Source organism: Streptomyces sp. NBC_01474 (assembly GCF_035918215.1).
GTDB classification, from domain to species: Bacteria; Actinomycetota; Actinomycetes; order Streptomycetales; family Streptomycetaceae; genus Streptomyces; species Streptomyces aureus.
On the sequence record NZ_CP109449.1, the window covers coordinates 3,155,200 to 3,181,354 of the forward strand.

A 26,155-nucleotide genomic window follows, 5' to 3' on the forward strand; every position below is an offset into this window, starting at 1 on the left:
CCACCATGTCGAAGCGTGTGCTCACGACCGAGTCCGGCGCTCCTGTCGCCGACAACCAGAATTCCGCCACCGCCGGCGTCGGTGGCCCGCTTCTCCTCCAGGACCAGCACCTCCTCGAGAAGCTCGCTCGCTTCAACCGCGAGCGCATCCCGGAGCGTGTCGTCCACGCGCGCGGTTCCGGCGCGTACGGCTACTTCGAGGTGACGGACGACGTCACCGGCTTCACCCACGCCGACTTCCTCAGCACGGTCGGCAAGCGGACCGAGACGTTCATCCGCTTCTCCACCGTCGCGGACAACCTCGGCGGCGCGGACGCGGTCCGCGACCCGCGCGGCTTCGCGCTGAAGTTCTACACCGAAGAGGGCAACTACGACCTCGTCGGCAACAACACCCCGGTGTTCTTCATCAAGGACCCCATCAAGTTCCCCGACTTCATCCACTCCCAGAAGCGCGACCCCTTCACGGGCAAGCAGGAGGCGGACAACGTCTGGGACTTCTGGGCGCACGCCCCCGAGGCCACGCACCAGATCACCTGGCTGATGGGCGACCGCGGCATCCCGGCCTCGTACCGCCACATGAACGGCTACGGCTCGCACACCTACCAGTGGACGAACGCCGAGGGCGAGGCCTTCTTCGTCAAGTACCACTTCAAGACGAACCAGGGCATCCGTTCACTGTCCGGCGAGCAGGCCGCCGAGATCGCGGGCAAGGACCCCAACTCGCACCAGACGGACCTGCTCCAGGCCATCGAGCGCGGCGTCAACCCGTCCTGGACCCTGTACGTGCAGCTCATGCCGGTCGCCGAGGCGGACGACTACCGCTTCAACCCCTTCGACCTCACGAAGGTGTGGCCGCACAAGGACTACCCGCTGCAGCGCGTGGGCCGCCTGGTCCTCGACCGCAACCCGGACAACGTCTTCGCCGAGGTCGAGCAGGCCGCGTTCTCCCCGAACAACTTCGTGCCCGGCATCGGTCCCTCCCCGGACAAGATGCTCCAGGGCCGCCTGTTCGCCTACGCGGACGCGCACCGTTACCGCCTGGGCGTCAACCACACGCAGCTCGCGGTGAACGCGCCGAAGGCGGCCAACGCCGACAACTACGGCCGCGACGGCCTGATGGCGTCGAACGCGTACGGCCGCGACCGCAAGAACTACGAGCCCAACTCGTACGACGGGCCCGCCGAGACCGGCCGCCCGCTGTCGGCCCCGCTCGCCGTCGCCGGCTACACCGGCACGCACGAGGCGCCCACCCACACCAAGGACGACGACTTCTTCCAGGCGGGCGAGCTGTTCCGCCTGATGTCGGAGGACGAGAAGTCCCGTCTGATCGCCAACATCGCCGGCGGCCTCTCGCAGGTCTCGCGCGACGACGTGATCGAGAAGAACCTGGCTCACTTCCACGCCGCCGACGCCGAGTACGGCAAGCGCGTGGAGGAAGCGGTCCGCGCCCTGCGCGAGGACTAGCACCCGAGCCGCGTCCGGGGTCTGACGGGAGGTCAGGCCCCGGTCGCGAAGCCCGCGCCACTGTGCAGACCCGGATGAGGGGTGGTCACACGGCGGTGCGGGCGGTCCGCCCCAGGCGGACAGGCACGGTCCGCGGCGGCTCTGCGAGCCAGTGCGGTGGTCAAGATCCTGGCGGCTCCTTCTCGACCTGAGGGAAAGGCAGCCGCCGGGGTTCATCCCAGGCCGCCGCGGTACCGGCCACACCACGGAATCCGCCCGGCGGCACGCATGCATGTTTCGCCAGTCGCGTGCCTTCGGGCGGCACCAACTCCCTTCGGGGACAGCTCCCTTCAGGGAATGCTCCCTTCAGGGAGGCTCGCTTCGGGGGAAGCACAGAACGCCGAGTACGGACGGTCCCGTACTCGGCGTTCTTGCGTTGTCCCTGCGTCGCTCAGCCGACAGCGCTCAGGAGTTGCCGCTGCTCGCCCGCGCGATCAGCTTCTCGCGCAGCACCGTCCACTGCGCCGTCATGTCGTGCACCAGATAGAGGTCGCGCCGCCGTGTCCAGGCCTGGCCCGACTCGGGGTCGTACGTGCCCGGCATCTCGAAGCCGGCGGGCGCGTACGCCTTCATGCCGCGGTCGTTCGTGGTGTGCACGCAGCGCTTGACGTGGTCGCGGAAGCCGATGACGCCCGCCGTGCCGATGCCCTCCGGCAGCTTCTTGCGGGCCTCCACGACCTGGGCGGCGACCCCGTCCGTGCTCAGGTACGTGAGGGTGCCGTCCGGCGCGACGACCGGCTCGATCGATGTCACATCGGTCATGCGGTACTTGGACTTCAGGAAGCGCGCGATCTCCCACTGCGCGTACACGGGCACGTCCCTGTGGGCGCGCACACGGGCGACGGTGTCCGCCAGCTCCTCGTTGACCGGGCCCGGCTCGTACATGACCTTCGTGGGGTCGCCGCCCCCGGCCGGCGGCCGGTTCCCGAAGCCGTACGCGACGAGGAAGTCGATCCGGCCCAGGGGCGCCGTCGGCGGGTGCCAGTCGAAGCCGATGTCGTGGATGTGGGGCTCGACGGCGCGGGCGGTGGCCCGGTCGTCGAGTTCGTCGCCGAGCGCGGCCCGCATGGCCTTCCTCAGCCGGTCGTCGCCGTGCGAGGGAGCGGGGGCCGCGCCGAGCAGGGCGGGGGCGGCGGCCGCTGCCGCGATGCCCGCGGCGAATCTACGTCGTTCCATGACCGGATCGTCGCCTTCCAGGACGGCCGGCCGGTCGACACCGGGCAGCGGCCGGGTGTCGGCACGGTGTCATACGCAGGTTCCGGTGACATGCCGAAAGGGCGGCCCACTCCCCATCGGGTGGACCGCCCCCGGTCGGACCGGCAGGCGCCTGATCAGGCCTTCAGCGGCCGGATCGCGGTCGGCGCGTGGCCGGGCTCGGTGGCGAGCTCCTCGAACTCCTTGACGGCGCTGATGTCGGCCGTCGGGCTCATCGAGATGTTCGTGATGCGCTCCAGGATCGCCTCGACGACGACCGGCACGCGGTACTGCGCGGCGAGCTTCTTGGCCTCCTCGAAGGCCGGCAGGAGCTGGTCGGGCTCGGTGACGCGGATCGCCTTGCAGCCGAGGCCCTCGGCGACCTTGACGTGGTCGACGCCGTAGACGCCGAGCTCGGGGCTGTTCTGGTTCTCGAACTCCAGGTTGACCTGGAAGTTGATGTCGAGACCGATCTGCGCCTGGCGGATCAGGCCCAGGTAGGCGTTGTTGACCAGGACGTGGACGTACGGGATGCGGTGCTGCGCACCGACCGCCAGCTCCTCGATCATGAACTGGAAGTCGTAGTCGCCGGAGAGCGCGACGACCTGGGTGTCCGGGTCGGCGGTGGCGACACCGAGGGCGGCCGGGATGGTCCAGCCGAGCGGGCCGGCCTGGCCGCAGTTGATCCAGTGGCGCGGCTTGTAGACGTGCAGCATCTGCGCGCCGGCGATCTGGGAGAGGCCGATGGTGGTGACGTAGCGGGTGTCGGGCCCGAACGCCTTGTTCATCTCCTCGTAGACGCGCTGGGGCTTCATCGGCACGTTGTCGAAGTGCGTGCGGCGGTGCAGCGTGCCCTTGCGCTCCAGGTGGGAGGCGACCCACGCGGAGCGGTCGGGGAGCTTGCCCGCGGCCTTGAGCTCGCGCGCGACCTCGACGAACAGTTCGAGCGCGGCCTTGGCGTCGGAGGCGATCCCGTAGTCAGGGGCGAAGATCTTGCCGATCTGGGTCGGCTCGATGTCGACGTGGACGAACTTGCGGCCCTCGCGGTACACGTCCAGCTTGTAGCCGGTGTGACGGTTGGCCCAGCGGTTGCCGATGCCGAGGACAAAGTCCGACTCCAGGAACGTGGCGTTGCCGTAGCGGTGGCCGGTCTGCTGGCCGACCATGCCCGCGTTCAGGTCGTGGTCGTCCGGGATGGTGCCCCAGCCCATGAGGGTCGGGACGACCGGCGTGTCGGTGATCTCGGCGAACTCGACCAGGAGGTCGGAGGCGTCCGCGTTGATGATGCCGCCGCCGGCGACGATCAGCGGGCGCTCGGACTCCAGGAGGAAGGAGATCGCCTTCTCGATCTGGGCGCGGGTCGCGGCCGGCTTGTAGACGGGCAGCGGCTCGTACGTCTCCGGGTCGAATTCGATCTCGGTCTGCTGGACGTCGATCGGCAGGTCGATGAGGACCGGGCCGGGACGGCCGGAGCGCATCAGGTGGAACGCCTGCTGGAAGACGCCGGGCACCTGGGCCGCTTCGAGGACGGTGACCGCCATCTTCGTGACCGGCTTGGCGATCGTGGCGATGTCGACGGCCTGGAAGTCCTCCTTGTGCAGGAGGTGGGTGGGCGCCTGGCCCGTGATGCACAGGATCGGGATGGAGTCACCGATGGCCGAGTAGAGACCGGTGATCATGTCGGTGCCGGCCGGGCCCGACGTACCGATGCAGACCCCGATGTTGCCCGGGTTCGTACGGGTGTAGCCCTCGGCCATGTGCGAGGCGCCCTCGACGTGGCGGGCCAGCGTGTGGCTGATGCCGCCGACCTCCTTGAGGGACTTGTAGAAGGGGTTGATGGCGGCACCCGGCACGCCGAACGCGTTCGTGACGCCTTCGCGCCTGAGGATCTCAACTGCCGCGCTGGCAGCGGTCATACGAGCCATTGAGTTCTCCTGCTTCGGCTGTCGGATTCGCGCTCCCGTCGCGCCCCGCGGCGAGCTGTGAGTCCGTGTCGTCTTCGTACTGTCTTCAGCTTCTGATTTCCACATTGCGGAAACTAGGTTCTGCTATATGGAAGCAATGTAGGCGGCGGCCCCCCGACCGTCAAGGGACGGCCTCTCGTCGGCGGATCCGGAAGGATCTCGCCCGACTGCCTGCCGCGGCCGGGGAGTTTGGAGGACGATGGGCGCTGAGGGCGGGAAGCCATCGCGTGAGCCCGGGTGCGGAGCCCCGGGCGGATGCCGGGAGTGGGTCATGGCTCAGAACGTGCCGGTGCGGTGCCCCGCCTGCCGGCGTGAACAGGTGTATGCGCCACCGGTCTATCCGTGCGCGTGCGGCGCGCCCGTCGTGGCGCCGCTGCGACGCGGGGCGCCCGCGGAGCCGGTCACGCACCGCACCTGGCTCGACGACTGGGTGACCGTGCGGTGCGGGGCCTGCGGGCGCCGGGACCGCTGGCCGCGCCCGGAGCTCGGCTGCGCGTGCGGCACGGTGCTGCGGATCCCGGTCGAGGGCGATCCGGCGCCGAGCCATGACGCGTCACCGGACTCCGCCGTGCCGGGCGACGTGACCTGGCCGGGGCCCGCGCATCCGCGCACGGCGGACGGTCCGGATCCGGCCGGTGCGACGCGACCGGGGCCCGCCCACATTCCGCTGCCGCCCACGGCCCCCGTCCCGCGCCCCGCGTTCCAGCCGGTGGCCATCCGCACGGCGCGCGACGCCGTGACCGCCGTCGCCCTCTACCTGCGCTGGCTCGGCTACCGGGACGTCCGCCACGCCGACCAGCGCCCCTCGTCCGGCATCGGCCTCGCGGCCCGCGGCGTCGTCGCCCAGGTCGAGCCGTCGGTGCGGCCCGCCACCCTGCGGGACGTGGAATGCCTGTGGCTGACCGGCATGACGGAGTCGGCGGTCTGCGTCTACTTCTCACTCGCGGGCTACGACGAGGACGCGCGCACCCGCGCCGACGAACTCGATGTGCCGCTCTTCGTCCTCGACCTGGCGGGCGTGCCCCAGCCGGTCAACAATCCGGCGGACGAACTGATAGCAGCCGGGGCGTAGGCCCTGCACGGTTCCGTCTCAGGGACGGGCACGGGGCGGCACGGGAGCGGGGGCCTCACCCGGGCCGACCGCGCCCGGGCGATGCCCCCGCAGACATCCGTACGCCTCAGCCGGCGTCGCCCCCGTACCCCTCCCGCAGTTCGATCTTGCGGACCTTTCCGCTCACCGTCATCGGGAACGCGTCCAGGATGCGCAGCCGGGTCGGCATCTTGTAGTGGGCCAGCCGGTCGTGGCAGTACGCGCGCAGTTCCTCCAGGGTGAGCACCTCCCCGGGGTCGCGGAGGATGACGCAGGCCAGGACCTCCTCCCCGTACCGCTCGTCGGGCACGCCCACGACCTGGACGTCCGCGATCTTCGGGTGGGCGTAGAGGAACTCCTCGATCTCGCGCGGGTAGACGTTCTCACCACCCCTGATGATCAGGTCCTTGATGCGGCCGACGATCTGGACGTAATCGTCCTCTCGCAGGACCGCCAGGTCACCCGTGTGCATCCACCGTCCGGGGTCGATGACCTCGGCCGTCTTCTCCGGCTCGTCCCAGTAGCCGAGCATCACGCTGTAGCCGCGCGTGCACAGCTCCCCCGGCTCGCCGCGCGGCAGCGTCACGCCGCTGACCGGGTCGACGACCTTGACCTCGATGTGCGGAAGGACGCGGCCGACCGTGCCGGTGCGGCGCTCCAGGTCGTCGTCGCGGCGCGTCTGCGTGGAGACGGGCGACGTCTCGGTCATGCCGTAGCAGATGGACACCTCCGCCATGTGCATCTCGGCGACGACCCGCTTCATGACCTCGGCGGGGCACGGCGAACCCGCCATGATGCCCGTCCGCAGCGACGACAGGTCGTACGTCGCGAAGTCGGCGAGGTTCAGCTCGGCGATGAACATGGTCGGGACGCCGTACAGCGACGTGCACCGTTCGCGCTCGACCGCGTGGAGCGTGGCGACGGGGTCGAAGGACGGGGCGGGGATGACGATGCAGGCGCCGTGCGACGTGGCGCCCAGGTTTCCCATCACCATGCCGAAGCAGTGGTAGAAGGGCACGGGCAGACAGACCCGGTCCTGCTCGGTGTAGCCGACCGTCTCGCCCACCCAGAAGCCGTTGTTCAGGATGTTGTGGTGGGAGAGCGTGGCACCCTTCGGGAAGCCGGTCGTGCCCGAGGTGTACTGGATGTTGACCGAGTCGTCGCAGCTCAACTCGGCCTGCCTGGCGTCGAGTTGTTCCACCGTTATCGCTGCCGCGCCCGCCGTCAGGGCGTCCCAACCGTGGTCGCCGATGAAGACCGTCTCGCGCAGCTCGGGGCACCGCTCCCGCACCTGCCGGACGAGGGCCCGGTAGTCGCTGCCCTTGTGTCCGGTCGAGGCGATGAGGATGGAGACGCCCGCCTGCTTGAGCACGAACTCCAACTCGTGGGCGCGGTAGGCAGGGTTGATGTTCACCATGACCGCACCGATGCGCGCGGTCGCGTACTGCACGAGGACCCACTCGGGGCAGTTGACCGCCCAGATCCCGACCCGGTCACCCTTGAGCACGCCCCTGGCGAGCAGCCCGCGCGCCAACTCGTCGACAGCCGCGCCGAATTGGGCATAGGTCCACCGCCGTCCGGACGGCACGTCGACCAGTGCGTCACGGTCGGGGTGGGCGGCCACGGCCCGGTCGAGGTTGCGGCCGATCGTGTCGCCGAGGAGCGGCGCCGGGTCCGTCCCGTGCGCGTACGAGAGGGGCGGGGGCTGGATTGTCGTGAGGGGTGCGCGTGTCATCGGAAGTCCTCCTCGCGGTACTCGGCCGTGGAACCCTGCGCCGTGCGCTCGCGCAGCTCGATCCGCCGGATCTTGCCGGAGACCGTCTTCGGCAGCTCCGCGAACTCCAGGCGCCGGACGCGCTTGTACGGCGCGAGGACGTCCCGCGAGTGCTCGAACAGCAGCTTCGCCGTGTCGGGCCCGGGTTCGAACCCCTCGGCGAGGACGACGTACGCCTTGGGGACGGCGAGCCGCAGCTCGTCGGGGGCGGGCACGACCGCCGCCTCGGCGACCGCCTCGTGCTCCAGGAGCGCGCTCTCCAGCTCGAACGGGCTGATCTTGTAGTCGGAGGCCTTGAACACATCGTCCGAGCGGCCGACGTACGTGAGATAGCCGTCGGCGTCACGCGAGCCGATGTCGCCGGTGCGGTAGTAGCCTCCCGCCATCGCCTCGGCCGTGCGCTCGGGGTCTTGGTGATAGCCGGCCATGAGGCCGACCGGGTGCTCGGAGAGGTCGAGGCTGATCTCGCCCTCCTGCACGCCGGGTTCGCCGGTGACCGGGTCCAGCAGCTCCACCTTGTAGCCGGGGCTGGGGCGCCCCATCGAGCCGGACTTCAGCTCCTGACCAGGGCTGTTGGAGACCTGCACGGCCGTCTCCGTCTGCCCGAACCCATCTCGGATGGTGACGCCCCAGGCGCGCCGCACCTGCTCGATGACCTCGGGGTTCAGCGGCTCCCCCGCGGCGACGACCGCGCGCGGCGGCGTCGCGAGCTGCGTCAGGTCGGCCTGGATGAGCATGCGCCACACGGTGGGCGGGGCGCAGAAGGACGTGACGCCCGCGCGCTCCATGACCTCCATCAGCCGGCCCGCGTCGAAGCGCGTGTAGTTGTAGAGGAAGACGGTCGCCTCCGCGTTCCACGGCGCGAAGAAGTTCGACCAGGCGTGCTTGGCCCAGCCGGGCGACGAGATGTTCAGATGGACGTCGCCGGGACGCAGACCGATCCAGAACATGGTCGCCAAGTGCCCTACGGGATACGACACATGGGTGTGCTCGACGAGCTTGGGCCGGGCGGTCGTGCCGGAGGTGAAGTACAGGAGGAGCGGGTCCTTCGCGAGGGTGACGCCGTCGGGCTCGAACGTCTCGGAGGCGTCGTCGGCGTCCTCGTACGAGAGCCAGCCGTTCGTGGCGCCCGCGCCGCTCGTGCCGACCACGGTTCGGGTGAAGTCGCCGGGGACCTCGGTGAACTTCTCGACGTCCTCGGGTCGCACGATGACGTGCCGGGCCCGGCCGCGGTCGACGCGGTCGCGCAGGTCGGCGGGGCCGAGCAGCGGCGTCGCGGGGATGACGACGGCCCGCAGCTTCATCGCGGCGAGCATGATCTCCCACAGTTCCACCTGGTTGCCCAGCATCAGGAGGACCCGGTCGCCCGCGCGAACGCCCTGGCCGCGCAGCCAGTTCGCGACGCGGTTCGAGCGCAGGCGCAGCTCGTCGAAGGTGAAGCGGCCCTCGCGGCCGTCCTCCTCGACGATGTGCAGGGCCGTCTTCCCGTTGCCGTCGGCGATGGCGTCGAACCAGTCGAGGGCCCAGTTGAACCGCTCGGGGCGCGGCCAGGCGAAGCCCTCGTACGCGGTGGTGTAGTCGTCCGCGTTCCGCAGCAGGAAGTCCCTCGCCGTGCGGAACTGCTCGGTCGGGCTCGGATCCGTACCGCTGGTCGCCGTCGTCATGTGTCCTCCTCATTGCGGACCGTGCGTGCCATCGTGTAATCCGTGACGCAGATCTCACCACCCCCGGACGGGGGTGGTGGACGACCCGCTCTCTGGAGGGACACGGCGAGTGAGCGCAGACGGGGCCGACGCGGTGGAGATGCGTGCCGCTCTGGTGCGGCTGCGCCGGGGCACGGGACTGCCCGTCGCGTTCGGCGGACTCATGACGGGCGGCATCATGACGGCCGGCACCGGCTCGGTGCGCATCGGTGAGCTGAGCGGCGCGGTGACGGGCGCGCTCCGCGGTCTCGCCATCGCGACGGGCAACGGCCTGGGCGGAAAGGCGCTCGCCCTGTCCCGGCCGTGCGCCGTCACGGACTACCCGGTGTCGCGGCACATCAGCCACGAGTACGACGCGGCGGTCGCGGCCGAGGGCCTGCTCTCGGTCCTCGCGGTCCCCGTCGTCGTACGCCGCCGGGTCCGTGGCGTCCTCTACGGTGCCCTGCGCAGCGCCCAGCCACTGGGCGACCGCACGCTGGGCGAGGCGGTCGCGGCCGCGCGCGACGTGGAACAGGCGCTGGTGGTAAGGGACGAGGCGCGGGCGCTGCTGGCGGCGGTGGCGGGAGCGGGGGCCGCCGGCCCGGTGGCTGGGCCGGTTGCTGGTGCGGGCGGTACGGCGGCCGGTTCGGGGGCCGGCGCGGCGGTCGGTTCGGCGGCGTGGGAGGAGGTGCGCGAGGCACACGGCGCGCTGCGGGCGCTCGCGCCCCGCGTCATGGATCCGGCACTGCGCGAGGAACTCCTCGCGGTGTGCGGGCGGCTCGCCTCGGCGACGGCTCCGCCACCCGTACGAGACGTGGGCCTCACGCCACGCGAAGTGGACGTCCTCGCGTGCGTGGCCACGGGCGCGACGAACGCGGTCACGGCCGAGCGGCTCGGCCTGCGGCCCGAGACGGTCAAGGGCTATCTGCGTTCGGCGATGCGGAAACTGGGCGCGCACACGCGCCTGGAGGCGGTGGTGGCGTCACGCAGGGCGGGGCTGCTGCCTTAGCCGCTCCTTGAGGGCAATGACCTCGGGAGTTCGGGAGCACTGCCTCAGGTGCGCCATGGACGGGACAGGGGGCGCGGGACATGCTGGGGAACATGGTGTCCACCGACCGGTATCTCGCCTTCGCGGCGATGTCGCTCCTCGTGATCGTGATCCCCGGGCCGAGCGTGCTGTTCGTGATCGGGCGCGCGCTCGCGCACGGCCGGCGGACGGCGGTCGCGACCGCGCTCGGCAATGTCATCGGCTCGTACGTGCTCGTGGTGGCCGTGGCGCTCGGGATCGGTTCCCTGGTGGAGCGCTCAGCCGGGGTGTTCATGGCGGTGAAGCTGGCGGGAGCCGCGTATCTGGTCCTCCTCGGCGTGCAGGCTTTCCGGCACCGCAAAGAGATGCGGGCCGAGGACATCCGGGGGCCGCAGGGCCCGCCGCGCGGTGATCTGCGAACGGTTGCGGACGGCGCGCTCGTCGGGGTCACCAACCCCAAGGGCATCGTCTTCTTCGCGGCGGTCCTGCCGCAGTTCGTGGACCACTCGGCAGGTCAAGTGCCCGCGCAGATGCTCCTGCTGGGACTGATGCCGATCTCGATCGGCCTGGTCACGGACACGCTGTGGGGCCTGACGGCGTCCGCCGCGCGTACGTGGTTCTCCCGGTCCGACCGGCGCCTGTCACTGATCGGCGGCACGGGAGGCTTCGCGATGATCGGCCTGGGCGTGACGGTCGCGGCGACGGGCCGCGCCGACTGATCCCCGACGGCCGGCCCAGCGCTGCGACTGCCGCTACTCGGGCCGTACGGTCCCGAATCGGATGTCGCACGCGCCCGCGACCCCCAGCGTGCGCGCGGTGGCCCCGGCCTCGTGCGTGAGGGCGTCGCGCTGCCCCGCGGTGAGCTTCCCGAAGGGCTGGAGGGTGAGCGTGGCGGAGGCGTTCTTGGCCTCGTCGAGCTTCCAGAGCCCGGCGAGCAGGCCGTCGACGAGGAAGGCGGGATAGGCGATGTTCCCCTTCCAGGTGCTGTCCTTGTAGGCGAGCGGCACGTGGCGGGTGCGGTCGGCGTGCGAGAGCAGCAGGTTGTCGAACTCCGGCAGGAGACGCGGTGGGGCGGGGGTGTCCTCGTCGGGGCGAGGTGCGTCGGGCAGGTCGAAGAGCTCGACGCCGTGCGGGTCACGGAAGGTGGCCAACTGCGGCCGCAGCCGCTCGAAGACCTCCTTCATGCGGGTCAGGCCCGCCCACTGCTGCATGTCCTTGACGGAGGCGGGCCCGAACGCGGCCAGATAGCGCAGGACGGTGTCGTCCGGGGCGGGCGCCGGGCCGGCGGCGCGGTCGAGCCAGTGCTCGGCGGTCGTCAGGGCGACCTGGCCGCTGCGCTTCCACAGCCCGCGCGGTGTGGCCTGCACGAGCGGCAGCCGGCAGCGGACGGCGATCGTGAGGGCGAGAGGGTCGGCGTCGGGCCACTCGGCGAGAAGCAGTTCCCGGATCTGCTTGGGGGTGCGCGGCTCCTGCTCGACGTACGCCTTGGTGAGCGCGGCGAGCCGGTCGAGGTCGACACCCGGGAGGCCCTTCGCCAGCATCTTCAACTCCCGCTCGAGCGCGGGCTGGACGAGCGGCCGCAGGCTCATGCAGTCGTCGGCGTTGTGGAGGTGGACGGTCGAGCGCATGGTGGCGATACGGACGACCTCGCGGTTTTCGAGGAGCCGGGAGAGCTCGGCGGGGTCGAAGCCGTCGAGCCGGGCGGCGAGCGCGCCGTAGGGCGGCTTCACGTTCTGCGCCTGGAGCCCCAGCAGATGTTCCACGGCGCCCTTCACGGTGACCGGCGAGCGGCGCAGCAGGAACTGACGATCGAGGGTGGCACGCCCCAGGGCACGGGCCGACAGGGTGGGAGCAGCCGTGCGACGCATGCCCGACGGGGCCGCGCTCCGTTTCATGGTCATGCTCAGCACGCTAGCGGGAGTTGCGGACAAGTCCTGGCCTCAAGTCACAGGCCCGGCGACCAGGGGTGGGCCCGCCCTCGCACCCGCCCTCCCCCGACGATCACCCCGTGATCACCCCGCACCGGCCGTATTGGGGCCATATATCCTGCACAGTGGCCGAAGTGACAGCCGTTTCGACACGCAAGGCGGAGACATGGCAGAGCGGCGGGCCCGCCCCGGAGTGGAACCGAAGAAGTACATGTGGCGCCGCACCGCCGGACAGCCGCCGGTGAACCCGCCTCGGCCCGACACCACTCCGCCCCCGCCCGCCACGCCCACGAGCCCCGCGTCGGAGACGGGCAGCGTGGTGCAGGCGGCGCTGTACCGGGACGGGGTACGGGTGTCGTCGCCCGCGACGCTCGCCGAGACGTTCCGCGAGCTGGGCGAGCAGCCGGACGGCATGGCATGGATCGGCCTGGCCCGCCCGACCGAGTCCGAACTCCTTTCCCTGGCAGGCGAGTTCGACCTGCACCCGCTCGCGGTCGAGGATGCGCTGGAGGCACATCAGCGGCCGAAGCTGGAGCGGTACGGGGACACGCTGTTCGTCGTCCTGCGCGCCGCCCGCTACCTGGACGCCCCGGAGGAGGTCGAGTTCGGGGAGCTGCACGTGTTCGTCGGCGCGGACTTCGTCATCACGGTCCGCCACGGCGCGGCACCCGACCTGTCCGGTGTGCGCCGCCGCATGGAAGACTCCCCCGAGCTGCTGAAACTCGGCCCCGAGGCGGTGCTCTACGCGATCCTCGACGCGGTGGTGGACGGCTACGCCCCGGTCGTCGCCGGCGTCCAGACGGACATCGACGAGATCGAGACGGAGGTGTTCAGCGGTGCGCCCGAGGTGTCCCGGCGCATCTACGAACTCTCGCGCGAGATGGTCGAGTTCCAGCGCGCCACCCGCCCCCTGGTCGGCATGCTGCACGGACTGATGGCGGGCTTCGCCAAGTACGGCACGGACGAGGAACTCCAGCGCTACCTGCGGGACGTGGCCGACCACGTCACGCACACCAGCGAACGGGTCGACGGCTTCCGCCAGGCCCTCGCGGACATCCTGACGGTGAACGCGACGCAGGTGACCCAGCAGCAGAACGCGGAGATGCGGGCACTGGCGGAGGCGGGCTTCGAGCAGAACGAGGAGATCAAGAAGATCTCGTCCTGGGCGGCCATCCTCTTCGCCCCGACCCTGGTCGGCACGATCTACGGCATGAACTTCGACCACATGCCGGAGCTGGGCTGGGGGTACGGCTACCCGTTCGCGATCCTGCTGATGGCGGTGGTGTGCGTGAGCCTGTACTTCATCTTCAAGCGGCGGGACTGGCTGTGAACGACGAGCTGCTGATCACATGGCTTGGGGGAACCTGAGGAACGTCGAAGGAGGTAGCGGCAGCGGTAGCGGCGGTGTCCGCCTTGGCTGGATCCTGTGCTGTCCGGGACGCCTGGACAACCACCATGGCCGCCACGTGGGCGCTACGCGTCGGCTGCATGCGAGCCGGCGTCTGCACTGCATGACCTGTTCCCCCGATCGCCGCCGCATGACGTCCGCCGAAGGCGCCCCGCGCTCGGTCCGCGCCGCGAGGAGTTCAAGGAACCCCTGCACGCAACGCCTTCTCTGCCCCAACACCTGCTCGGGACAAGACGGTTGGCACGCAGGACCGGTCGCTGCTTCCGCACCTCCGGCTGGGGCAATGTTCACAGGCAGCCCACGTCACGCCAGGTCGAGGAGCCCCTTGTACGAGCCGCCGAAGCCCTGGTGCTCTCGAGCCCCGGCGAACAGGGCCTGGGCCGTCCGCCGGCCCTCCACGAGGCCCGAGGCACATAGCCGTTCGTCCGTCCGGTCGGGTGCTGCCATGGTGCCGTTCCTCTTCCGTTCCGCCCGAACTCCGTTCCGCCCGAACTCCGTTCAATCCGAGATCCGTTCAGGCCGAATCAAGCGCCCGGAACGGAGTTGTGCCGGTCGAGGGCGAGCCAGACGCGGTCGCGGGTGACCGGCATCTCGGTGAAGCGGACGCCGGTGGCGTCGCGCAGCGCGTTGGCGAAGGCGGGGGCGACCGGGTTGAAGGGGCTCTCGCTCATCGACTTGGCGCCGAGCGGGCCGATGGCGTCGGTGGTCTCCATGAAGTGGACCTCGGTGCGCGGGACGTCGGCGTACTGCGGGAGGCGGTAGCGGCGGAAAGCGGCGGTCGTGACCTCGCCGCGGTCGTCGACGCGTACCGTCTCGAAGAGCGTCGCCCCGAGCGCCTGCGCGACGCCTCCCTCGACCTGGCCGCGGCACTGCATCGGGTTCATGACCTTGCCCGCGTCGGCGGCGTGGACGCTGCGCAGGATGCGGATCTCGCCGGTGCCGGGGTCGACGGCGAGGCGGAACCACTGGGCGTTGAAGGCGACGGAGCGGGGCGAGCCGCCCCAGTGGCCGTCGGCGGCCACCTCGTCCGTCGCGCCCTTCGCCTCGGCCGCCTCGTACAGCTCCTTCAGCGTCACCACCCGGCCCGCGCAGTCGACGGCCTCGGCCCCGAGTACGCACAGGTGGCGGGCGACGCCCGTGTGCCGGGCGGCGAAGGTCCGCAGTCGTTCGGCGAGCGAGCCGGCGGCGAGGAGGACGGCTTTTCCGGCCACCACCGTGCCCGCTGAGCCGAAGGCGCCGGTGTCGTGGCGGACGACGTCGGTGTCGGACTGCCGGACCGTGAGGCGGTCCTCGGTGGTGTTCAGGGCGCCGGCGGTGATCTGCTTGTGGACGGTGGTGGTGCCGTTGCCGAACTCGGCCGTGCCGACGGCGATGTCGTACGTCCCGTCGGCCAGGAGCGACACGCGGGCGTCGGCGTAGTGCCCGCCGGGTGGACCGGTCGCGATCATCGCCATCGCCGTGCCCTGCCCGACCAGCCAGCCCTCGGGGGCCTGCCCGGCGCTGGTGTCCTCGGCGATCGCCTTGCGCACGACCCCCAGGCACTGGTCGAGACCGTACGAGGCGATGTGGAGGTCCTCCTCCTCGCCGATCGGGCTGAGCATGTGCTCGCCGGGGCCGATGATGTTCTTCTCCCGGAAGACCAGCGGGTCCATGCCGAGACGGCGGGCCAGCTCGTCCATGACCGATTCGACGGCGAAGGTGACCTGGCCAAGGCCGTAACCGCGGAAGGCGCCCGCCGGGACGACGTTCGTGTAGACGGAGAACGCGTCGACCTTCTTGTGCGGGGCGCGGTAGACGGCGAACGACTCGCCGACGCTGTGGAACATGACGGCGGGGCCGTGGTTGCCGTAGGCGCCGGTGTTGGAGACGACGCGCATCTGGATCGCGGTCAAAGTGCCGTCGGTGCGGGCGCCGACCTTGATGCCGATGGTGAAGGGGTGGCGGGTGGTCGCTCCGTAGAACTGCTCCGCGCGGGTGTACTCCAGCTTCACCGGCCGCCGCAGTTTCAGCGCCGCCAGCGTGACGATGTCCTCCGTCAGCATCTCCTGCTTGCCGCCGAAGCCGCCGCCCACGCGCCCGGCGACGACACGCACCTCGTCCTCGGGCAGCCCGTACAGGGCGCACAGGGCGCGGCGCGTCAGGAACGGGGTCTGGGTGGAGGAGCGGACGGTGAGGCGTTCGCCGGTGCCGTCCTCCTTGGGCTCGAAGTAGGCGACGCAGCCGTGGGTCTCCAGGCTCGCGTGCTGGACGCGCTGGGTGCGGAAGGTCTCCTCGTGGACGACGTCCGCGTCGGCGAAGCCGACCTCGACGGAGCCGATCTCGCCGTGCACTTCGCCGGCGACGTTGTTCTCCACACGGGAGATCCGCACCTCCGGACCCTTGCCCTCGTGGATGACGGGGGCGCCGGGGGCCATCGCCTTCTCGGGGTCGGTGACGTAGAGGAGTTGCTCGTAGACGACGTCCACCCGTCGGCAGCCTTCCTCGGCGGCCTGTTCGCTGTCGGCGACCACGGCGGCGACGCGCTGGCCGACGTAGCGGACGGTGTCGTCGAGGACGCGGGTGTCGTCGGGGTCCTCGGTGGGGTGCTCGTGACGGGCCGAGGAGTACAGGGTCTCGGGGGCGTCCTCGTGGGTGAGGACGGCGTGCACACCGGGCACGCGCAGGGCGTCCGCGGTGTCGATGGAGACGATGCGGGCGTGCGGGTGCGGGGAGCGCAGCAGCTTCATGTGGAGGAGGCCGGGCACCTCGACGTCGAAGGTGTAGCGGGCGGTGCCGGTCACGACCTGGGGGCCCGCGGGCGCGCCGAGGCTCTTGCCGACCGCCTTGCCCGCACAGGGGCGTTCGGTGTGCCGCACGCCCCGCACGGAGTCCTCGATGGCGCGGTATCCGGTGCACCGGCAGATGTTGCCCTTGAAGGCGCGGGGCAGGTCGTCCAGTTTGCCGTCGTCGTGTTCGGTGCCCCGCTCGGCTTCGAGGGCGGCCGTCGTCATCAGGAATCCGGCGGTGCAGAAGCCGCACTGGAACCCCTGGGCGCCGAGGAACTTCTGCTGGACGGGGTGGAGTTCACCCTCCGGGGACGCGAGGCCCTCGACGGTCGTCACGGAGCGGCCCTGTGCCCGCACGGCCGGATACAGGCAGCTGTGGACAGGCTCCCCGTCCACATGGACCGTGCAGGCGCCGCAGTCGCCCGCGTCGCAGCCCTTCTTCACCCCGAACCAGCCGCGCTCGCGCAGATACGTACGCAGACACTGGCCCGCACGTGGCTCGGTGTCGAAGTGCTGGGCGTTGACCTCGATGTCGAAGCTCATCGTGCACCGTCCTGGGAGAGCCGGGTCAGTTCATGGCGGACTTCCTCGGCGAGGCGGAAGCCCATGTGCCGTCGCCACTCGGGCAGTCCGTGGATGTCGTCGAACCAGTCGTCGTCGCCCACGGCCGCCTCGATCGTCCGCCGGAGTTCGCCCTTGTCGGGCGGCAGCGGGAACCAGAGGCGGAACGGCCGTACGGTCGCCGCGCTGATCGTCACCGCCATCGACCCGTCCACCGGATCGAGCGTCCCGACGACCAGCGCTCCCGAGCGGCCGAGCCCGTACAGCGACGCCTGGCGGAAGGCCGTACGGCAGCCGAGTGCCCGAGCGGGCAGGGTGACCGAGCGGAGCAGCTCCCCCTCGCCGAGGTCCTTGCGGCCCGCGCCGGTGATGAAGTCGGCGACCTTCACGGTCCGCCTCACCCCTGCCTGCGACTGGAGCAGACAGGTGCCGTCGAGTGCGGCGGTCAGCGAGATCACGGGTCCGGCCGGCAGCCCGTTGCACAGGTTCCCGCCCACGGTCGCCATGTTCCAGATCTTGAACGAGGCCAGAAAGGCACGGCAGCACTGCTCGATCAGCGGCGCCGCCGCGGCCCCGAACTTCCGCCCGAAACGGGAGAGTTGGGCGATGGTGCACGTTGCCGCGATCTCCAGCGAGCCGTCCTCGCCGAGGGTGAGCGGCTCCCAGCCCATGCGGCTCAGATCCACCAGGCGCCGCAGATGGGGCTGCGGCTCGGAGAACAGGTACGTGCCCCCGCCGAGCCATGCGTCGCCCGGTTGCCACGGCTCACGCAGCCGCGCGTCACGCACTTCCTTCACCGTGTTCAGATCCATGTCTCCAACGCCCCTCAGCTGCTTCCTCACAGCCAGTGAAGCCGGGAGCAGGGCCGGAAACGACTGGTGCACCACACGGAAAACGTCACCGCGGCGGCGTGGGCATTGGTTGAACGACCAAGCAGCTTTCGGCTCCGGCACACCGGGCTCACGGACCGAATCTGTCCGCGAGAAGTGTCAGGGTGGCCTGAGGGACGCGGACGCACTGTCCTGCGGACCGCTTGCCCGCACACACGCACCCCGCTGCGAACGGAGCACTCTGTGAGCCGCCACATCCAGGTCACTTTCGACGCCCACGACCCGAGGGCACTGTCATCGTTCTGGCGCGACGTACTGGGCTACGTCCACCCCGGGCCACCCGGCGTCGAGGTTCCCGCGGGCGCCGACCCGCTGGCCGCGTGGGACGACTTCCTCACGCGGATCGGCGTACCGGAGGGGCAGCGCAACAGGCATTCGGCCGTCGAGGACCCGGACGGGCGGGGCCCGAGGCTGTTCTTCCAGCAGGTGCCGGAGGACAAGGCCGGCAAGAACCGCGTCCACCTCGACGTCCGTGCGGCCCCCGGTCTTGAGGGAGAGGAGCGGATGACGGCGCTCGAGGCCGAGTGCGCCCGGCTCGTCACCCTTGGCGCCGCGCGGGTACGCCGCGACGAGCCCGCTCCCCCGCTGAGTGCGGGCTACATCGTGATGACCGACCCGGAGGGGAACGAGTTCTGCCTGGACTGACGCGTCGCGGCGGTACCGCGCGGGGCCTACCTGCGTCCGGGGCGCAGTGCGTGCTGGGCGGCGAGGCGGACGGGGGCGTTCTGGGCTCCGTAACCGCGGTATCCGCCGTCGCGCTGGACCACTTCGAAGAACACCCGGCCGACCGTCTCCGTGTAGAAGTGCCGGAAGGTGCCGTGCTCGTCGCGGTCGTAGAGGATGCCGAGCTCCCGGTACGTCTCCGCCTCGCCCGGGGCGAACTCGAAGCGCGCCGCCAAGTCGTCGTAGTAGTTGGGCGGTACGGGCAGCGGGCGCCCGCCCGCGTCCTGGAAGGCGCGCGCGGCGGCGACCACGTCGTCCGTCGCCAGGGCGATGTGCTGGGCGCGGCCGGCGTCGTCGGAAGGGCCGGGGCCTATACCGAGGGCGATCCGCACCGTGCCGTCGTCGTTCGTGACGGCACGGCTGCGCAGCAGCCCGTAGGGGTCGGCGACGTCGACGCTTTCCTGGGGCCTGAGCCCGAGGACCGTGCGGTGGAAGAGCGCGGCCTCGTCGAACTGGTGCCAGGGCTGGGTCAGGGCGAGGTGGTCGATGCGCAGGACGGCGCCCCGCGGGTCCCGGTCTCCGGCGCCGTCACCACTCAGGGGTGGGAAGTCCTCCCGCCAGTTCGGCAGGCCCGCCCGGTCCGTCGCACAGAAGAAGATCTCCACGCCGTCGGGCGCCGCCACCGCGTCCAGCGGGGCGTCCTGCGGTGCCCGGAAACGCGGCAGTACGGGAGCGAGCAGCGACTCGGCGCGGGCCGCCGCGCCCACCGGGTCGGGGGATTCCAGGCCGAGCGCGGCGAGGGCGAGCCCGTCGCGGTGGCGGACCGGATCCGTGGTGACGAGGATGCGGGCGTCGCCGCGCTGCCACAGTTCGACGGGCTTGCTGCGGTGCCTGGCCGTCCGCGCCAGGCCGAGCGCGGCGAGGAGCGAGGACACGGCACCGGCGTCCGGGGTGGTGAGTTCCGCGAAGGCGAAGCCGGTGGGCTGGACCGGTGCGGGCGGCGCCGCGATCCCGGCGGCCTCCTGGAGGAGCATCAGGGAGCGCCGGGCGTCGACGGCGGTGGGGCCCGCGTCGGCCTGCCGGAAGACGTCGTTGAACACCTCCAGCGAGAGCGGGCCCGTATATCCGGCGTTGATCACGTGCCGGACGAGTCCGGTCACGTCCAGGCCGCCCTGCCCGGGGAAACAGCGGTAGTGGCGGCTCCACTGGAGCACGTCCATCGCCATCAGCGGGGCGTCGGCGAGCTGGAGGAAGAAGATCTTCTCGCCGGGGATGGCCTCGATGCCCTTGGGGTCACAGCCGCGGGCGAGGATGTGGAAGCTGTCCAGACAGGTGCCGAGTGCCGGGTGCCCCGCCGCCTCGACGATGCGCCAGGCGTGGTCGTACGTGCTGACGTGGCGGCCCCAGGCGAGTGCTTCGTAGGCGACGCGGACGCCGTGTTCCTGCGCCGACTGCGCGAGCCGGTGGAGGTGTTCGGCGGCGAGCGCGTCGTCGTCGACGGCGAGGGGCGAGACGCTGGAGCACACCAGGACGGTGTCCGTGCCGAGCCGGTTCATCAGCCGGAACTTGTGCTCGGCGCGGCGCAGATTCCGCTCGAACTCCTTCGGCGGCACGGCCTCGATGTCCCGCATCGGCTGGTAGAGGTCGATGGTCAGGCCGAGGTCGGCGGTGCGGGCCCTGATCTCCTCGGGGGTCAGGGGACTCGCGAGGAGATCGTTCTCGAAGATCTCCACCCCGTCGAATCCGGCGGAGGCGGCGGCGGTGAGTTTCTCGGTCAGGGATCCACTGAGCGAGACGGTGGCGATCGAGGTGCGCACGGCGGTGCTCCTTGGGAGGGGGACGGGGTGGGGGGGACGAGTCGGCTGTGGCGGGCGGGGTCAGCCCCGTGCGGCCGCCACGCCCGCCAGTTCGGCGATGTCCGCGAGCATCCGCGTACTGTCCGGCTCGCGGCGCGTGAAGAGCCGGAACGCGTCGGCGGCCTGGAACACCGCCATGCCCCCGCCGTCGAGTGTGGCGCAGCCCAACTCCCGTGCGGTGCTCAGCAGTTCCGTCTCCAGCGGCCGGTAGACGACTTCCGCCACCCATAGGGACGGGCGCAGCAGGCGCACGGGGAGCGGGAGTCCGGGGTGGGCGGCCATGCCGGTGGGTGTGGCGTGGACGAGGCCGTCGGCGCGGGCGAGGTGCTCCTCGATGCGGTCCGGGGTCTCGGCGGACGCGCGGCCCTCGCCGAAGTGCCGGTTCAGCGACGCGGCCAGGCCCGCGGCGCGTTCGGGCATCGCGTCCACGACGGTGAGGTGGCCGCCGCCCAGGGTGAGCACGGCGTGCGCGACGGCCGCGCCCGCGCCGCCCGCGCCGAGCTGCACGACGCGGTCGAGCGGGGCGTCGGGCAGGCCACGGGCGAAGGATGCCGCGAATCCGGTGACGTCGGTGTTGTGGCCGACGGCGCGCCCGCCCTCGAAGACGACGGTGTTGACGGCGCCGAGCGCCTCGGCCTGCGGGGCGAGCTCGTCGAGATGCTCGATGACGAGCTGCTTGCAGGGGTGCGTGATGTTCAGGCCGTCGTAGCCCACGGCCCGGGCCGCCCTCACCAGGTCGCCGACCTGGTCGGGGGTGGCCCCCAGGGGGTCGATGTCGATCAGCCGGTAGAGATAGCGAAGGCCCTGGCGGTCGGCCTCCCGCTCATGGAGCGCGGGGCTCAGCGAGGGGCCGATGCCCGAACCGATCAGACCGACGAGGCAGGAGTCCTGAGGCACCGTTTCTCCTAATGTACGAACTGGTTCGTTAGTAATACCAGGAAGGCGGCATCCTGGAAAGGGCAGCCACTCACCGGCCCCGGCTCTGCTTCTACAATCACCAGCACCGAACCGACCCGGAGGAACGCATGGCCACAGTCGAAGAGCCGACGCGACCCGCCGGACGGATCCGCGACGCCGCCCGCACCAAGGCCGAGATCCTCGACGTCGCCACCCAGGAGTTCGCCCGCGCCGGCTACACGGGCGCCCGCGTCGACGAGATCGCGGCCCGCACCCGCACCACGAAGCGGATGATCTATTACTACTTCGGCGGCAAGGAACAGCTGTTCACGGCGGTTCTGGAGCACGCCTACTCGGCGATCCGGCAGGCCGAGCAGGAGGTCGACGTCGACCACCTGGACCCGGTCGCGGCCATCCGCCGGCTCGCCGAGCTCACCTTCGACCACCACGAGGCGCATCCCGACTTCATCCGCCTGGTCGCGATCGAGAACATCCACGAGGCAGAGCACATCGCGGCCTCCGAACAGCTCGGCGCGCTCAATTCGCCCGCGATCGAGGTGATCCGGCGCATCCTCGACGCCGGGCGCGCGTCGGGCCTGTTCACGGCCGACATCGACGCCGTCGACCTGCACGCGATGATCAGTTCGTTCTGCTTCTTCCGGGTCTCGAACCGGCACACGTTCGGCGCGCTCTTCGGCCGCGACCTGGTGGCGGCGGAGCAGCGCGAGCACTACCGGACCATGCTCGGCGACATGGTCATCGCCTATCTGACGGCGGACCGCACCGAGGACTGAGGCCGGGCACCGGGCGGGCGGCCCCTGCGGAAGTTTTCGCGGCCCACCTCTTGACACGCGGGTAACGCCAGCGCAACATCCGTAGCCATCCGCTACTAACTACCCAGTGGGTTAATTAACCGCATCGCCCCACCCCAGGGCCGGCGAAAGACACCACGACACCACCCCGCACCCCTCCGCTCGCTTCACCGCCGAAGCGTCCCCCTAGGAGTACGCCGTGACCGTCCCCTCCCCCGGCGCCGCCGCGCCGCCACGGGCCCCCGAGGGCCAGCCGCGCAAGGCAGCGCTCGCGGCCTGGACCGGCAGCGCCCTGGAGTACTACGACTTCTTCATCTACGGCAGTGCCGCCGCGCTGATCTTCCCCAAGGTCTTCTTCGACGAGTCCGACCCGGCGAACGCGACGCTGCTCTCCCTCGCCACCTTCGGCGTCGCCTACGCCGCCCGCCCCGTCGGCGCGCTCTTCCTCGGCCACATCGGCGACCGGCTCGGCCGCAAGAAGATCATGGTCTTCACGCTGATCCTCATGGGTCTGTCGACGTTCCTCATCGGCTGTCTGCCGAGCCGCGCGCAGGTCGGCTCCCTCGCCCCCCTCCTGCTCGTGCTGTGCCGTGTGCTCCAGGGCATCTCCGCCGCGGGTGAGCAGGCGAGCGCGAGCTCGATGACGCTGGAACACGCACCACCGGGCCGCCGCGGCTTCTTCACGAGCTTCACCCTCAGCGGTACCCAGGCCGGCCAGCTCATCGCCACCCTCGTCTTCATCCCGGTCGCGGCCCTGCCCGAGGACCAGCTGCTCTCGTGGGGCTGGCGCGTCCCGTTCTGGCTGAGCGTCGCCGTCGCCGTCGTCGGGTACGCGATCCGGCGCACTCTGGAGGAGACCCCGGCCTTCGCCAAGCAGGCCGCGACCGAGGGCGTCGTGAAGCTGCCGCTGGCCGTCCTGCTGCGCGACCACTGGGCCGACGTCCTGCGCGTCGTCGCCGGATCCCTGATCGCCTCGGTGAGCACGATCTTCACCGTGTGGGCCCTGTCGTACGCGACGAGCGACTCGGTGGGCATGGACCGGTCCGGGATGCTGTGGGTGGGCGCCCTCGCCAACGTCGCGGCCCTCGGCGCGATCCCGCTCTGGGCGAAGCTCTCGGACCGTATCGGCCGCAGGCCGGTCTACCTCGTGGGCGCCGTCGGCAGCGCCGTGCTGATGGCCTGCTACCTGTGGGCGATCAGCACGGGGTCGTACCCGCTGGTCCTCGTCCTCGGCATCCTCACCTTCGGCGTCGTGTACAGCGCGGCCAACGGCATCTGGCCGTCCTTCTACGGCGAGATGTTCTCGACCCGGGTGCGGCTCTCCGGTGTGGCGATCGGTACGCAGATCGGCTTCGCGGTGGCCGGGTTCGCGGTGACGTTCGCCGCTCAGATCGCGGGTCCCGGCGGTGACGACTGGTCCGCGGTCGCCCTGTTCACCTCTGCGCTCTGCGTCCCGCCGGTCATCGCGGCCCTCACCGCGCGCGAGACGCACCGGGTGCCCGCGGAGCAGCTCGGCCTGAGCCGGGAGGCCGAGGCCGCCGGCCGCGTACCGACCGGGGTCTGACCCGGCCCTTCCCGTCCGGAACCCGAACTGCCCTGCGCCGCCCCGCACTTCACCGCCGGAATTCATACCGCGCCGAAGCGGTCCCGGTGCGGCGGCGGCGCCGTAGGGTTGATCTCCCGGCCACAGATGGGGGATGGCATGCAGCGCTACGAACGGCTCCGGCAGATCCGGCGGCTCGACCCGGACCGGGACTGGCTGACGATCTACCGGCTGACCGCCACCTACGAGTTCCCGTGGGACCTCACGCGGGCACTGGAACTGGCGCTCTACCGCACCTACGCCGTACCGAGCATCGGCCAACTCCTCGACCGGACAGCCGAACTGACGGAGCGCGCGCAGAAGCGGTACGACGACACCTCGCTCCTGCTCGACACCGTCGTCGAGCACGGCTTCGACAGCATCCAGGGGCGCACGGCGATCCGCCGCATCAACCAGATGCACCACAGCTACGACATCAGCAACGACGACATGCGGTACGTCCTGTGCACGTTCGTCGTCGTTCCCAGACGCTGGATCGACACCTATGGCTGGCGCCGCCTCTCGCGCCACGAGGTGATCGCCTCGGCGCACTACTACCGCGCGCTGGGCCGGCACATGGGAATCCAGGGCATCCCGGAGTCCTACGAGGAGTTCGAGACCTGCCTCGACGCGTACGAGGCCGAGCACTTCGGCCGGGACGAGGCCGGGCGGCGGGTGTCGGACGCGACGCTCACCCTCATGGCGTCCTGGTATCCGGGCATCCTGGAACCGGTGTTGAAGAAGGCGACGGTCGCGCTGCTCGACGAGCCGCTCCTGCGCGCCTTCGACTACGAGCCGCCGAGCCCTCTCGCGCGCACGCTCGTGCGGGGCGCCGTCCGCCTGCGCGGCCGTGCGGTACGTCTGCTGCCGCCCCGCCGCGCGCCGCACCAGGCCCGCCAGAACTGGGAGATCAAGAGCTACCCGAAGGGCTACCGCGTCAGTGAGCTCGGCACGTTCCCTACGCCGGGCCTGCGCGGCTGCCCCGTCCCGCACGCGGCACCGCCCGGCGAGGGGTCAGCCGATCACAGGCCACCGCCGCGCACGACGTAACTGCACTGTGTGTACGAGTATCCCGGCCTGATCTCGCTCCCGGCGGCGCGGTCGGAGATCGCCGCCGTCGTGTCCGCGCTGTGCTTGTGGAGGAATTGGTAGCTCCCGGCGGGCAGCCTGATCGTGGCCTTCGGGTACTTCCTGTTCGCCTTGCAGGCCTTGCTCCTGCCCGCCGACTCGCTCGAATACATCGTGCAGGAGCCGCAGGCGGCCAGCTTGACGCTGCCGGTGACCGGGCCCGTGTAGAGGACCTCGACGGGGCCGGGGCCGTCATTGCTGACGACGAGCGTCATGCGGGCGCCGCCCGGACTCCCGGCGGGCGGAAGGTGATCACCGGCGGCGGGCCGCAGCCCGGCGATCTCGGCGGCGATCGCGATGTCCTCGGCCCTGGCCCGGTGCTTGCTGTTCTTGTACGTGTCCGCGAAGTCGGCCAGGGTCTTGCGGGCGTCGCCGAACTTCTTGTCCTTGAACTCGTCGAGCCCGCAGGCGTAGACCCCCTTCTCGACGGCCTTGTCGACGTCGGCTGCCACGCCCGCCCCCGCATCGTCCGGGAGCGCGTCGGCCGTCCGCCCGATGCCGCGCAGTTCGTCCGTGGCGGTGCAGGGTTCGGCGCCGCCGAGGCTGCGGTCGCGTGCGGCGACGGCGTCACGCAGGGCGCCTCCCACCTGTCCCGCCTGCTCCGACTTCGGGAATGTCCGCAGCAGTCGGCCGAGTTCACCGCCGTCGGACCCGGCGGCCCCGGTGCCGAGTCTGGCCGTGCCGCACGCGTACAGAGAGGCGGCGAGGGGTTTGTCGGGCCAGGTGGCGAGGGAGCCGAGCACCTGGCGGTCCATGCGCTTGTCGGGCACGGTCCGCAGATAGGTGAGCGGCTCGATCGCCTCGCAGTCCTTCTTGTCCGTGTACGGCTTGGCGACGGCCTTGTAGTAGGCGTCGAGCCGGTCGGGGACCAGTCCGGCGGCCTTGGATCCCGCGTGGTCGTGGGCGAGTTCGCGGTAGCGGGCGAGCGCGGTCGTGTAGTCGGCGCGGCCCTCGGCGAACGTGGCGCGGGCTGCGGCCTTCACGACGAGCGCGTCGGCGTCGTCGAGGCGGCCGAGCAGCATCTCCTCCACGGCGTCGTCGCGCGCCGCGCCGTACGCGACGACGCCTCCGGCGGGCACGGCGAGCAGCACGATTCCGAGCGCCATCGCCACAACTGGACTGCGCAGTGGAGTGGTTGCGGCTCGCCGCGCCGCGTCCAGGGCGGCGACGAGCAGCAGGAGCCCGTACCCGACGAGCAGCCCGGCCGGTACGCCGTCGGGCTCGGCGGGCAGCGCGAGTACGAGCAGCACGGCGGTGGCGGCGAGACAGACGGCGGCCAGGACCCAGCGCCGCAGGAGGAAGTAACCGGCCCCGAGTCCGGTGAGGTTGAGCAGGCCGGCGGCAACGGCCCGCACGGGATCCGCGGCAGCCTTGGGTGCGGGGGCCACCGGTGGTCGTGGCGGTGGCGGTGGCGGCCCGAATGCCGGCGGAT

General features: G+C 71.1%; 20 protein-coding genes. 9 read left to right on the top strand and 11 right to left on the bottom strand.

Features of this window, described 5'->3' with window-relative positions:
* The first annotated feature begins 5 nt into the window (after positions 1-5).
* Positions 6-1,463 carry a catalase gene (locus OG758_RS14770; RefSeq protein ID WP_326710429.1) on the top strand — a complete coding sequence of 486 codons (1,458 nt, stop codon included), beginning with the start codon at positions 6-8 and terminating at the stop codon, positions 1,461-1,463.
* 444 nt (positions 1,464-1,907) lie between these two features.
* Here the strand turns inward: OG758_RS14770 and OG758_RS14775 are convergent, their stop codons facing one another.
* Both OG758_RS14775 and gcl read right to left on the bottom strand, forming a co-directional pair.
* Complete coding sequence (locus OG758_RS14775; RefSeq protein ID WP_326710430.1) at positions 1,908-2,678, bottom strand: hypothetical protein; 771 nt, start codon at positions 2,676-2,678, stop codon at positions 1,908-1,910.
* A gap of 155 nt (positions 2,679-2,833) precedes the next feature.
* Complete coding sequence (gcl, locus tag OG758_RS14780; RefSeq protein ID WP_326710431.1) at positions 2,834-4,621, bottom strand: glyoxylate carboligase; 1,788 nt, start codon at positions 4,619-4,621, stop codon at positions 2,834-2,836.
* 310 nt (positions 4,622-4,931) lie between these two features.
* Here gcl and OG758_RS14785 point away from each other — a divergent pair, with 310 nt between their 5' ends.
* Positions 4,932-5,732 (top strand): hypothetical protein, encoded by an 801-nt coding sequence (locus OG758_RS14785; protein WP_326710432.1) that lies wholly within the window; start codon positions 4,932-4,934, stop codon positions 5,730-5,732.
* Positions 5,733-5,838: 106 nt separating this feature from the next.
* On the opposite strand, the gene OG758_RS14790 is transcribed toward OG758_RS14785, so the two are convergent.
* A complete protein-coding gene (locus tag OG758_RS14790; RefSeq protein ID WP_326710433.1) occupies positions 5,839-7,485 on the bottom strand; it encodes an AMP-binding protein in 1,647 nt (548 codons plus the stop codon).
* Positions 7,482-9,188 carry an AMP-binding protein gene (locus OG758_RS14795; RefSeq protein ID WP_326710434.1) on the bottom strand — a complete coding sequence of 569 codons (1,707 nt, stop codon included), beginning with the start codon at positions 9,186-9,188 and terminating at the stop codon, positions 7,482-7,484. The genes OG758_RS14790 and OG758_RS14795 overlap by 4 nt, the downstream gene beginning before the upstream one ends.
* A 109-nt stretch (positions 9,189-9,297) precedes the next feature.
* Between OG758_RS14795 and OG758_RS14800 the strand changes: the two genes are divergently transcribed.
* Entirely contained in the window at positions 9,298-10,215 is a 918-nt protein-coding gene (locus OG758_RS14800; RefSeq protein WP_326710435.1) for a helix-turn-helix transcriptional regulator, read from the top strand.
* Between the two features lie 92 nt (positions 10,216-10,307).
* The gene (locus tag OG758_RS14805; RefSeq protein WP_326710436.1) at positions 10,308-10,952 is read left to right on the top strand and encodes a LysE family translocator; all 645 of its coding nucleotides are present in this window, start codon (positions 10,308-10,310) and stop codon (positions 10,950-10,952) included.
* Between the two features lie 33 nt (positions 10,953-10,985).
* Here OG758_RS14805 and OG758_RS14810 read toward each other — a convergent pair whose 3' ends face one another.
* Complete coding sequence (locus tag OG758_RS14810; protein WP_442810321.1) at positions 10,986-12,134, bottom strand: winged helix DNA-binding domain-containing protein; 1,149 nt, start codon at positions 12,132-12,134, stop codon at positions 10,986-10,988.
* Positions 12,135-12,327: 193 nt separating this feature from the next.
* Between OG758_RS14810 and OG758_RS14815 the strand changes: the two genes are divergently transcribed.
* Positions 12,328-13,491: a magnesium and cobalt transport protein CorA gene (locus tag OG758_RS14815; protein ID WP_326710437.1), complete on the top strand. Its 1,164-nt coding sequence runs from the start codon at positions 12,328-12,330 to the stop codon at positions 13,489-13,491.
* Between the two features lie 381 nt (positions 13,492-13,872).
* Here OG758_RS14815 and OG758_RS14820 read toward each other — a convergent pair whose 3' ends face one another.
* The 3 genes from OG758_RS14820 to OG758_RS14830 form a co-directional block, all read right to left on the bottom strand.
* Positions 13,873-14,016, bottom strand: coding sequence for a hypothetical protein (locus OG758_RS14820; RefSeq protein WP_326710438.1), 144 nt, complete (start codon positions 14,014-14,016; stop codon positions 13,873-13,875).
* A 77-nt stretch (positions 14,017-14,093) separates the two neighbouring features.
* Positions 14,094-16,877 (bottom strand): molybdopterin-dependent oxidoreductase, encoded by a 2,784-nt coding sequence (locus tag OG758_RS14825; RefSeq protein WP_326710439.1) that lies wholly within the window; start codon positions 16,875-16,877, stop codon positions 14,094-14,096.
* Positions 16,874-17,707, bottom strand: coding sequence for an FAD binding domain-containing protein (locus tag OG758_RS14830; RefSeq protein ID WP_326710440.1), 834 nt, complete (start codon positions 17,705-17,707; stop codon positions 16,874-16,876). Before OG758_RS14830 ends, OG758_RS14825 begins: the two co-directional genes overlap by 4 nt.
* A 261-nt stretch (positions 17,708-17,968) precedes the next feature.
* Between OG758_RS14830 and OG758_RS14835 the strand changes: the two genes are divergently transcribed.
* Positions 17,969-18,430, top strand: a complete 462-nt coding sequence (locus OG758_RS14835; RefSeq protein ID WP_326710441.1) for a VOC family protein — start codon at positions 17,969-17,971, stop codon at positions 18,428-18,430.
* 26 nt (positions 18,431-18,456) lie between these two features.
* Here OG758_RS14835 and OG758_RS14840 read toward each other — a convergent pair whose 3' ends face one another.
* Positions 18,457-20,265 carry a bifunctional sugar phosphate isomerase/epimerase/4-hydroxyphenylpyruvate dioxygenase family protein gene (locus tag OG758_RS14840; RefSeq protein WP_326710442.1) on the bottom strand — a complete coding sequence of 603 codons (1,809 nt, stop codon included), beginning with the start codon at positions 20,263-20,265 and terminating at the stop codon, positions 18,457-18,459.
* A gap of 60 nt (positions 20,266-20,325) precedes the next feature.
* Positions 20,326-21,201 carry a shikimate dehydrogenase gene (locus OG758_RS14845; protein ID WP_326710443.1) on the bottom strand — a complete coding sequence of 292 codons (876 nt, stop codon included), beginning with the start codon at positions 21,199-21,201 and terminating at the stop codon, positions 20,326-20,328.
* Positions 21,202-21,329: 128 nt separating this feature from the next.
* Between OG758_RS14845 and OG758_RS14850 the strand changes: the two genes are divergently transcribed.
* The 3 genes from OG758_RS14850 to OG758_RS14860 all read left to right on the top strand — a co-directional run bounded on the left by OG758_RS14850 (position 21,330) and on the right by OG758_RS14860 (position 24,645).
* Entirely contained in the window at positions 21,330-21,995 is a 666-nt protein-coding gene (locus OG758_RS14850; protein WP_326710444.1) for a TetR/AcrR family transcriptional regulator, read from the top strand.
* A 217-nt stretch (positions 21,996-22,212) separates the two neighbouring features.
* Complete coding sequence (locus OG758_RS14855; RefSeq protein WP_326710445.1) at positions 22,213-23,577, top strand: MFS transporter; 1,365 nt, start codon at positions 22,213-22,215, stop codon at positions 23,575-23,577.
* Positions 23,578-23,715: 138 nt separating this feature from the next.
* Positions 23,716-24,645, top strand: a complete 930-nt coding sequence (locus tag OG758_RS14860) for an oxygenase MpaB family protein (RefSeq protein WP_326710446.1) — start codon at positions 23,716-23,718, stop codon at positions 24,643-24,645.
* Here the strand turns inward: OG758_RS14860 and OG758_RS14865 are convergent.
* A complete protein-coding gene (locus OG758_RS14865; RefSeq protein ID WP_326710447.1) occupies positions 24,618-26,111 on the bottom strand; it encodes a hypothetical protein in 1,494 nt (497 codons plus the stop codon). The genes OG758_RS14860 and OG758_RS14865 overlap by 28 nt on opposite strands.
* Between the last annotated feature and the right edge of the window lie 44 nt (positions 26,112-26,155).